Below are 9,518 nucleotides of genomic sequence, written 5' to 3'. Positions count from 1 at the left end.
TCGTGCCGCGCGGCACGCCGCCGGCGGGCGGCTGGCCGATCGTCGCGTGGGCGCACGGCACGTTCGGGATGGCCGACATCTGCGCGCCTTCGTGGTTCGGCCGCTCGTATCGCGACGTGCGCTACCTGAACGCATGGCTTCAACAAGGGTTCGCGGTCGTCGCGACCGACTATCAGGGGCTCGGCACGCCCGGCCCGAATCCACAGCTCAACAACCGCTCGAACAGCTACACGCTGCTGGACAGCGTGCGCGCGGTGCTCGGCGGCGTACCGGGCCTCGCGAACGAAGTCGTGCTCGTCGGTCAGTCGCAAGGCGGCTCGGCCGTGTTCGCGGCGGCCGGCTACGCGCCCGTCTATGCGCCCGAACTCGCGATCCGCGCGACCGTTGCCACCGGCACGATCTACAACGCATCGCCGGCCACGCTCGCGTCGCTGCCGAAGTTCGAGAGCGCATACCGGCGCGATCCCGAGCGCGTCGATCCGACGCTCGCGTATCAGTTCTACTCGGTGCTCTCCGCGCAGCAGATCGACCCGTCGCTGCGTGCGGACGAGGTGCTGACCGAGCAGGCGTTGCCGATCCTCGAACAGTCGCGCATCAGTTGCCTCGCGTCGCTCGAGGACGACGCGGCGCTCGCGCACCTCACGCACGCGAACACCGTGAAGCCCGGTGGCGATGCGCGGCTGAAGACATGGTGGGATGAGTACCTCAAATACCCGACGCTGAAGATCGCCACGCCCGTCTTCATCGGTGCGGGCGCGGACGACGGGCTCGCGCCGCTCGAACTCGCGCTCGCGAAGGACGCATGCGCGGCCGGCACGACCGTCGAGGCGCACCTGTATGCGGGCCGTGAGCACAACGGCACCGTGAACGCGTCGCTCGCCGATTCGATTCCGTTCGTGAAGCGCGTGCTCGCCGGCGAGACGATCCACCCGATCTGCGCGCCGGCCGCGCAGCAGGCCGTGTCGCAATAGCCGGCACTGCGCGCTTTGCACGACGGCGCGAATGCATTTCCGAATCCGTTATTGGATCGCGCCGCCGCGCATTTTTATACTCGTCAGCACTCTCTGCAAAAGAGTGCCAGCCAATTTCGACAGACCAGCACAGGACGAACCAATGAGCCTACGCCCCTTGCACGACCGCGTGATCGTGAAGCGACTCGACCAGGAAACCACCACCGCGTCGGGCATCGTAATCCCCGACAGCGCCGCGGAAAAGCCCGACCAGGGTGAAGTGATCGCCGTCGGCCCCGGCCGCAAGGATGCGGACGGCCAGCGCATCGTGCCCGACCTGCAGGTCGGCGAGCGCGTGCTGTTCGGCAAGTACGCGGGCCAGGCCGTCAAGGTGGACGGCAACGAGTTTCTCGTACTGCGCGAGGAAGACATCGTCGCGGTCGTCAATCAATAACGGAGCGCAATCATGGCAGCGAAGGAAATCATTTTCAGCGACGTCGCACGGTCGAAGCTGACCGAAGGCGTGAACATTCTTGCGAACGCGGTGAAGGTCACGCTCGGGCCGAAGGGCCGCAACGTCGTGCTCGAACGCAGCTTCGGCGCACCCATCGTCACGAAGGACGGCGTGTCGGTCGCGAAAGAAATCGAACTCGCGGACAAGCTGCAGAACATCGGCGCACAGCTCGTGAAGGAAGTCGCGTCGCGCACCAGCGATGCGGCCGGCGACGGCACCACGACGGCCACCGTGCTCGCGCAGGCGATAGTCCGTGAGGGCCAGAAATACGTCGCGGCCGGGCTCAATCCGCTCGACCTGAAGCGCGGTATCGACAAGGCCGTCACCGCGGCCGTCGACGAACTGAAGAAGATCAGCCGGCCGACCACCACGAGCAAGGAAATCGCGCAGGTCGCGACGATCTCCGCGAACGGCGAGGAGTCGATCGGCCAGCGCATCGCGGAAGCGATCGACCGCGTGGGCAAGGAAGGCGTGATCACCGTCGAGGACGGCAAGTCGCTCGCGGACGAACTCGATGTCGTCGAGGGGCTGCAGTTCGATCGCGGCTACCTGTCGCCGTACTTCATCAACAATCCCGAGAAGCAGATCGCCGAGATCGAAAGCCCGTACATCCTGCTGCACGACAAGAAGATCTCGAACATCCGCGACCTGCTGCCGGTGCTCGAACAGGTCGCGAAGTCGGGCCGGCCGCTGCTGATCATCGCGGAAGATGTCGAAGGCGAAGCGCTCGCGACGCTGGTCGTGAACAACATTCGCGGAATCCTGAAGACGGTGGCCGTGAAGGCGCCGGGCTTCGGCGACCGCCGCAAGGCGCTGCTCGAGGACATCGCGATCCTCACCGGCGGGCAGGTGATCGCCGAGGAAACGGGCCTGACGCTCGAAAAGGCGACGCTCGCCGAACTCGGCCAGGCGAAGCGCATCGAGGTCGGCAAGGAAAACACGACCGTGATCGACGGCGCGGGCGATGCGAAGAACATCGAAGCGCGCGTGAAGCAGATCCGCGTGCAGATCGAGGAAGCCACGTCGGACTACGACCGTGAAAAGCTGCAGGAACGCGTCGCGAAGCTCGCGGGCGGTGTGGCGGTGATCAAGGTCGGCGGCGCGACCGAGATCGAGGTGAAGGAGAAGAAGGATCGCGTCGACGACGCGCTGCACGCCACGCGCGCGGCCGTCGAGGAAGGCATCGTGCCGGGCGGCGGCGTCGCGCTGATCCGCGTGCGGCAGGCGATCCGCGAACTGCAGGGCGTGAATGCCGACCAGAACGCGGGCATCAAGATCGTGCTGCGCGCACTCGAGGAACCGCTGCGCCAGATCGTCACGAACGCGGGCGAGGAAGCGAGCGTCGTCGTCGCGAAGGTGGCCGAAGGCTCGGGCAACTTCGGGTACAACGCGCAGACCGGCGAATACGGCGACCTCGTCGAATCGGGCGTGCTCGATCCGACCAAGGTCACGCGCACGGCACTGCAGAACGCGGCGTCGGTCGCGGGGCTGCTGCTGACGACCGATGCGACCGTGTTCGAAGCGCCGAAGGATGCGGCACCGGCGGCGGCACCTGGCGGCCCGGGTGCGGGTGGGCCCGGGTTCGATTTCTGACGGTGTGGCGCGTGTGCCGGTTCGCCGGACGCGCGCGACCTTGCAGACTCCCACTGCGCGTGGCGATGAAAGTCGTCACGCGTTTTTTGCGTTCGATTGGCGAAACAGAGCGGCGTGCCGGCCCGCCAGCGCGCTCGGGTAAGATGAACGCCCGTCCCGTCGCACTGCCTTCCACGCCATGTCGACCACCGTCAACACCTTGCTGCCGCTTGCCGGCGTCCTGTTACTGAGCGTCGCCAGCCCCGGCCCGAACTTCGTGATCGTCACGTCGACCGCGGTCGCGTCGCGCCGCGCCGGCGTGATGACGGGCCTGGGCCTGGCCGCCGCGTCCGGCACCTGGGCGGCGATCGCGATCGCCGGGCTGAGCCTGCTCGTCACGCATGTCGCATGGGTGCACACGGCGCTGCGGCTGGCGGGCGCCGCGTACCTGATCTGGCTCGGCCTGAAGATGATCGTGACCGCGCGCAAGCCGTTGCCTGTTGCCGCGCCGGCCGCCGCGTCCGACTGGCACGCCGTGAGGAAGGGCTATGTCGTCAGCATGACGAATCCGAAATCGGTCGCGTTCTACGGGAGCATCTTCGCGCTGATGGTGCCGGCCCATGCGCCGGCCTGGCTCGATCTCGCGGTCGTCACGCTGTCGGTGGCAATCTCGGCCGCGTGGTATTGCACGATGGCGCTGCTCGCGTCGCACCCGTCGGTGCGCGCGCTGCTGGTTCGTCGCAAGGCCGTGCTCGATACGACGGCCGGCCTGCTGCTGATGGGGGTCGGCGGACGGATGCTCGCCGGACGCTGATCCGCTGCGTTTCCGCTCACGCAGGCACTCACGTTTCGAACCGCCACCACGCCCCACCATGCCGACCATACAAACCATTCTCGACGACTACGAACGCCTCGGCTGGACCGACAACGATCCGGTGTCGCAGATGCTGGCGCTGCGGCACGACGACCCGGCGGCACTCGCCGACCTCGTGATCGCATCGTTCGATCGCGTGTTCCCGCACGCGACGTTCCTCGACGCCGCGCTCGATCTGATGGACGACACGGCTTTCGCGAAGGTCGCCACCGAAGCGTGGCAAGACATCCGCAACGGCGCATGGAACGAACGGCTTGCGAGCGTGTTGTCGAGCGTGGCAACCCAGACACCGCAGATGTTTTCCGGTCACTGGGACATGCTCCTTGACGTTTCCACCACGAAGCAGTCGCCGCGCGTGTACCTCGAGGACAACGTGTGGCGGATGCTCGATCCGGCGACGGTCGAACGATGGCGCGGCCGGCTTGCCGACGTCCCTTCCGGCAGCAAGGCAGCGCATGCGCGTGCCGTCGCGCTGCTCCATTCGCGACAGCCTGCCGCCGTTCGCGACGCGGCAGCGTGGTTGTTTCCGGACGATCCCGGGACGCGCGCCAACCGGCTCATGTCCGCCGGCTACGCTCAGGAACACGACACATTGCGCGCATTGCACGGCGAAACGCCGCTGCATATCGACTTCGGGCCGACGCTGGGCGCACCGATACTCCGCGCCCAGCCGAAATGGCAACGCGGGGTTCTCGCGCATCATGCAACCTGGCGCGCCGGCGATTCGCATCGACTGGACGCGCGCTTTGGCGGCGTATCGTCGCATCGATGCGGCCTGTGCCACGCGCCGCTGCATCGGTTGCTGACACTGCCCCAACCCGCCGAAGCGGGCATCGACAGCTCAACGCCCGTGTCGTTCGACACCTGCCTGTCGTGTGTCGGCTGGGAGAGCGACGGCCCGATATTCCACCGCCACGACGACGCCGGCAACGCCTGCGCACACCCGTCTCAGCAACGCGACGCCGCGATCCAGCCGGAATATACGGCGGCCCCGTTCGTGGAGGCCGACGTTGCACTCTTCGCCGCGCCCGCACGCTGGACGCGGCAGGAATGGGGCCTGTCGAACAGCCGGCAGAACCTGAGTCGTGTCGGCGGCGCACCGTCGTGGGTACAGTCCGCGTGGTATCCCGACTGCCCGGATTGCGGCCGCAAGATGTCATTCGTCATGCAGCTCGATTCCGGCCTTCCGCAAACGGACGGCAGCGAATGGCTGTGGGGCAGCGGCGGCGCAAACTACACGTTCTGGTGCGCGCCGTGCCGCACCAGCGCGCATCTCTGGCAGTGCACGTAGTACACGGCGCGATCCCGCACGGACCACGCAACCTTTACGACCTTTTTACTTGCGCCCGCGCATGCGTTCACTAGAATGTGTTCGCAATCCATCCATCACCGAGTACGCACATGCGCATCCGAAGTCCTCGCCCTCCGAGTTGCTTTTCTGCCTGACAGGCAGGACGCCTGCGTCTCTCTGTTCCCGAGCCACCGTCCTGCCAGCAGGCGGACGGTGCGCGCCGTAGTCATCCCCGTGCACGCTTGAACACGACGTCGATGCGTTGATCGCGCATCGTGCGAGCAAGCGTATTCGCGCGGACAATCCCGTGCCACGACGCGCCATCGATCCGCCGCCCCGGCAACGATCGATTGGCCTGCCCGTATCCGACATGCCGATCCGGTCGCATTACTTTGCATACCTGATTTAACCCACGGAAGTTTCCGATACCGGAGCCCGGTCATGTTCGAGATCGACAAGCAGTACACCCGCGAATTCATCCACACCACGTGCGGCGGCAGCAAACAGGCGTTCCTGCCGACGAAAAACGGCAAGGTCGTCGCCGCCTGCCTGCGCACGGACCTCAACCCGCACGCGCCCGACGTGATCCTCTGCGACGGCAGCGCGTCCGCGCGAGCGGCCGGCAGGACGCTCGCCGCGCAACGCGATGCGATTCCGGTGTTCATCCGCATGGCAACCGACGCGTACCGCTTCGTCGGCCAGTACGTCGTCAGCGAATCGCTTACCGCACCGCTCGACTGCGCGCCTTACGTGCGCAACAGCAGCTTCACGCCCGGACAGATCTCGCGCGTGCTCAAGCTCGAGCGCTGCTGAAACACACGCGGGGCGCATCGCGCGCCCCGTCCCGGTCATCTTTCATACAGGAGCACTCATGCTTGGCCTGACGTTCTGGAAACACGTGATCGGTGCGCGGACCGATGCAATCCGCGATGACAGGGCGGCTGCACACGACCGGCACCGACGGGTGTCGAGAACGCTCGTGCTGACCAGCGCCGCGGTGGCGTTCGCGGCGATCGCGTTCGGTGCACCGGTGGTCGGCATTTCGGTCTTTCTGCTGACGACGCTGCCGTTCGTCCTGTCGGGTACCTGAAGCGGTGCGTATCGAGCGCGTCGCGCACGCCGCGACGCAATCGATACACAATTTTAATGCCGGGCCCCCGCGTATCTGACACCGTCTTTACGCGGTTTTGTCTAGGATTTCCCTGTCATCCCGACACGGAGAGATCCGCATGCAAACGCAGCAGGCCGCCATCGGCGGCCAACCCGACCTTCCCCGCCGACGCAGCGGCATGCCCGCCGCGACCCGGCTGGCCGACGCCTGCCCAACGGACAACATCGTGCTCGACGTGCCGGTCGAAAGCGCGATCCAGTTGTTCGACCTCGTCGCGCGACATATCGAGCGCAGCAGTGGTGTCGCCGCGGAACGGATCAGGACCGAACTGATCAAGCGCGAACAGCTCGGCTCGACCGGCCTCGGCCAGGGCGTCGCGATTCCGCATGCGCGCGTCGACGGTCTCCGCTCGGCCGTCGCGCTGTTCGTCCGCGCGCAGTATCCGTTCACCTTCAACGCACCGGACAGCAAGCCCGTGCACGAATTCATCGTGCTGGTCCTGCCGAAACAAGACGATCGCGCACACCTCGAACTGCTCGCCGACGCGGCGCGGTGTTTCAGCGAACGCTCGTTCCGGCAGGCATCGCGCGACGCGCAGACGCCCGACGAGATTCACCAGCTGATGCAACGCACGCATTGATGCCGCACCGTGCGGCGGCAGGCACTCCCTTCATCCATTCGGATTCCCATGTTCCCAGACCCTGAAAGTCCCACCCTTACGTCCCGTCGCGTGGCCGGACTCGCACGCTCGCTACCGTTCATGCAGGCCCTGCACGGACAGACCGTCGTCATCGTCGAGGGCGGCACCGCGCGCGACGCGCGCGCCCGTCAGGCATTCGCGCAGGATGTCGCGCTGCTCGCACTCACCGGCGTTCGTCCGATCGTCGTCCAGGGTGTGCCGGACACATCCGGTATGCAATCGGTCCACGTCGTTCACGCGGCGATGGCGGGTGTCAATCACGAACTGGTGCGCCTGATCGGCAGTCACGGTGCCAAGGCGATCGGCATCGACGGTCATGATGGCGGCCTGCTGGTTGTCAGCGCGGAATCCGACCGCACCGACACGAGCGCGGTCGCCCGGTTCGACGGTGCCGCGCTGAATGCTTTTCTCGCGAACGGGCTGGTGCCCGTCGTGATGCCGGTCGCGCCGGACGACGCCGGCCATGATCACCTGCTGCGTGCGGAACGGCTCGGCAGCCTCTTCGCGCAGCGCACGGGCGCCGTGACGCTGGTGATGATGGTTGAAAGCACGCTATTGCGCGAACTCGGCGAGCTCGCCGGGCTCTACGGCATCGCGGAACTCGAGCAATGGCTGGCCGAGCATCCGGCCGCCACTGCGGCACCCTGCGTGCGGGAAGCGCTCGATGCGCTCGCGCACGGCGTGCAGAACGTTCATCTCGCCGATATCGGGCAACCCGAATCGCTGATCGACGAACTGCTGACGGAGGAAGGATCGGGCGTGGTGTTCTGCCGTCGCGGCAACACCGACCTGCTGTCGGAAACCCGCCGCTACTTCGCGGATTCGGCCAGCGTGCTGCGCGACGGCTTCAGCGTCGAGCAGAAACAGGTCGTGCGGTTCTGATTTTTGTAGCGATAGATCGCTTGCGGCGACCCGAACGGGCCGCCGCAAGCGAACGACGTCAACGCCGCGTCGCAAGACGCCGCACGACGCTCACCAGCGCATCGACTTCGTCGCACGTGTTGTAGAACGCGAGCGACGGCCGCACCGTTGCCTCGAGCCCGAACCGCCGCAGGATCGGTTGCGCGCAGTGATGCCCCGAGCGCACCGCGATGCCCTCTTCGTTCAGCGCCTGCCCGACTTCCTCGGTCTCATAGCCCTTCAGCACGAACGACAGCACGCTCGCCTTGTCGCGCGCGGTACCGACGAGCCGCACACCCGGCACTGGCGCAAGCACGCTCGTCGCATACGCGAGCAGGTCGTGCTCGTAGCGAGCGATGTTCTCGATGCCGACCCGGTTCACATAATCGAGCGCAGCACCCAGCCCCACCGCATCCGCGATGTTGCCGGTGCCGGCCTCGAACCGGTTCGGCGGCGGCTGGAACACCGTGCGCTCGAACGTCACGTCCGCGATCATGTTGCCGCCACCCTGCCACGGCGGCATGTCGTCGAGGATCGCGCGCTTGCCGTACACGACGCCGATCCCGGTTGGCCCGTAGATCTTGTGCCCGGAGAACACGAAGAAATCCGCATCGAGCGCCTGCACATCCACGCGCATGTGCGAGATCGACTGCGCGCCGTCGACGAGCGCCTTCGCGCCGGCACGATGCGCAAGCTCGACGATTTCCTTCACCGGCACAACCGTGCCGAGCGCGTTCGACACCTGCGTGACGGACACGATCTTCGTGCGCTCGTTGAGCAGCTTCCGGTATTCGTCGAGCAGCACCTGCCCCGAATCGTCGACCGGAATCACGCGCAGCTTCGCGCCCTTTTGCGCGGCAAGCTGCTGCCACGGAACGATGTTCGCGTGATGCTCGAGATGCGACACGATGATCTCGTCGCCTTCGCCGACGTTCTGCACGCCCCACGTCTTCGCGATCAGGTTGATCGCCTCGGTCGTGCCGCGCACGAACACGATTTCATCAGGCGACGACGCGCCGATGAAACGCCGCACGGTGTCCCGCGCATGCTCGTACGCGTCCGTCGCGCGGCCAGCCAGCGCATGCGCGGCGCGGTGAATGTTCGAGTTCTCGTGCGCATAGAAATACGCGAGCCGATCGATCACGGCCTGCGGCTTGTGGGTCGTCGCTGCGTTGTCGAACCACACGAGCTGCTTGCCGTTCACGCGCTCCTGCAGGATCGGGAAATCGCGGCGGATCGCGTTCACGTCGAACGGCGGGTGCGCGCCGCGATGCAACTGGCCTTGCGGCTCGGCTGCATGCGCATCGTCGATGAAGTACCGCGGCACGTCGGCGCCCGATGCACGCGACACCGGCACGTCGCGATGCACGGCAAGCAGTTCGCGCAGCGCGTCGTCACCCGGCAGCCCGAACGCTTCCGGCGACGCAAGACCGTTCGACGGCACCACGATGTCCTGCGGCGTCGCCTGCCAGCCCTGCAGCGAACCGTCGGTGAAGTAGTACGGCGATGCCTTCGCCGCGCCTTCCGGTGCCGGTGCATTCACCTGCGGCACGCCGAGCGCCGCGCCGCCGACGCGCGGTTCGAGCGCCGGTGCGATCGACACGGC

10 protein-coding genes are annotated in these 9,518 nt (G+C 66.6%); 9 read left to right on the top strand and 1 reads right to left on the bottom strand.

What is annotated here, in order from left to right; translation table 11 throughout:
- From JYJ84_RS20330 to JYJ84_RS20290, 9 genes are all read left to right on the top strand, one after another.
- On the top strand, positions 1 to 971 hold a 971-nt coding region (locus tag JYJ84_RS20330; protein WP_205189407.1), incomplete at its 5' end, for an alpha/beta fold hydrolase.
- 142 nt (positions 972 to 1,113) lie between these two features.
- Positions 1,114 to 1,404 carry a co-chaperone GroES gene (locus tag JYJ84_RS20325; RefSeq protein WP_011356207.1) on the top strand — a complete coding sequence of 97 codons (291 nt, stop codon included), beginning with the start codon at positions 1,114 to 1,116 and terminating at the stop codon, positions 1,402 to 1,404.
- Positions 1,405 to 1,416: 12 nt separating this feature from the next.
- The gene (gene groL / locus JYJ84_RS20320; RefSeq protein WP_175219275.1) at positions 1,417 to 3,057 is read left to right on the top strand and encodes a chaperonin GroEL; all 1,641 of its coding nucleotides are present in this window, start codon (positions 1,417 to 1,419) and stop codon (positions 3,055 to 3,057) included.
- 178 nt (positions 3,058 to 3,235) lie between these two features.
- A complete protein-coding gene (locus JYJ84_RS20315; protein ID WP_175219273.1) occupies positions 3,236 to 3,850 on the top strand; it encodes a LysE family translocator in 615 nt (204 codons plus the stop codon).
- 58 nt (positions 3,851 to 3,908) lie between these two features.
- Positions 3,909 to 5,201 carry a hypothetical protein gene (locus JYJ84_RS20310; RefSeq protein WP_175219271.1) on the top strand — a complete coding sequence of 431 codons (1,293 nt, stop codon included), beginning with the start codon at positions 3,909 to 3,911 and terminating at the stop codon, positions 5,199 to 5,201.
- Positions 5,202 to 5,642: 441 nt separating this feature from the next.
- The gene (locus JYJ84_RS20305) at positions 5,643 to 6,014 is read left to right on the top strand and encodes a DUF6697 family protein (protein ID WP_175219269.1); all 372 of its coding nucleotides are present in this window, start codon (positions 5,643 to 5,645) and stop codon (positions 6,012 to 6,014) included.
- A 58-nt stretch (positions 6,015 to 6,072) separates the two neighbouring features.
- The gene (locus tag JYJ84_RS20300; protein WP_011356211.1) at positions 6,073 to 6,291 is read left to right on the top strand and encodes a hypothetical protein; all 219 of its coding nucleotides are present in this window, start codon (positions 6,073 to 6,075) and stop codon (positions 6,289 to 6,291) included.
- 139 nt (positions 6,292 to 6,430) lie between these two features.
- Positions 6,431 to 6,952: a PTS sugar transporter subunit IIA gene (locus JYJ84_RS20295; RefSeq protein ID WP_175219267.1), complete on the top strand. Its 522-nt coding sequence runs from the start codon at positions 6,431 to 6,433 to the stop codon at positions 6,950 to 6,952.
- A gap of 48 nt (positions 6,953 to 7,000) precedes the next feature.
- Positions 7,001 to 7,894, top strand: coding sequence for an acetylglutamate kinase (locus JYJ84_RS20290; protein ID WP_175219265.1), 894 nt, complete (start codon positions 7,001 to 7,003; stop codon positions 7,892 to 7,894).
- Between the two features lie 58 nt (positions 7,895 to 7,952).
- Here the strand turns inward: JYJ84_RS20290 and JYJ84_RS20285 are convergent.
- The coding region (locus JYJ84_RS20285; RefSeq protein ID WP_205189406.1) for a family 2A encapsulin nanocompartment cargo protein cysteine desulfurase at positions 7,953 to 9,518 on the bottom strand (1,566 nt) is incomplete at its 5' end.

It is taken from the genome of Burkholderia sp. LMG 13014 (assembly GCF_905232215.1).
In the GTDB taxonomy this organism is placed as follows: Bacteria; Pseudomonadota; Gammaproteobacteria; order Burkholderiales; family Burkholderiaceae; genus Burkholderia.
Note: the sequence above shows the minus strand (reverse complement) of the source record. Positions and strands in the feature narration are given on the sequence as shown.

What these genes read in the sequence shown, in the direction of transcription:
- JYJ84_RS20315 (WP_175219273.1), top strand. Translation starts at nt 3,236, where the DNA reads ATGTCGACCACCGTCAACACCTTGCTGCCGCTTGCCGGCGTCCTGTTA.
- groL (WP_175219275.1), top strand. Translation starts at nt 1,417, where the DNA reads ATGGCAGCGAAGGAAATCATTTTCAGCGACGTCGCACGGTCGAAGCTG.
- JYJ84_RS20325 (WP_011356207.1), top strand. Translation starts at nt 1,114, where the DNA reads ATGAGCCTACGCCCCTTGCACGACCGCGTGATCGTGAAGCGACTCGAC.
- JYJ84_RS20305 (WP_175219269.1), top strand. Translation starts at nt 5,643, where the DNA reads ATGTTCGAGATCGACAAGCAGTACACCCGCGAATTCATCCACACCACG.
- JYJ84_RS20295 (WP_175219267.1), top strand. Translation starts at nt 6,431, where the DNA reads ATGCAAACGCAGCAGGCCGCCATCGGCGGCCAACCCGACCTTCCCCGC.
- JYJ84_RS20310 (WP_175219271.1), top strand. Translation starts at nt 3,909, where the DNA reads ATGCCGACCATACAAACCATTCTCGACGACTACGAACGCCTCGGCTGG.
- JYJ84_RS20300 (WP_011356211.1), top strand. Translation starts at nt 6,073, where the DNA reads ATGCTTGGCCTGACGTTCTGGAAACACGTGATCGGTGCGCGGACCGAT.
- JYJ84_RS20290 (WP_175219265.1), top strand. Translation starts at nt 7,001, where the DNA reads ATGTTCCCAGACCCTGAAAGTCCCACCCTTACGTCCCGTCGCGTGGCC.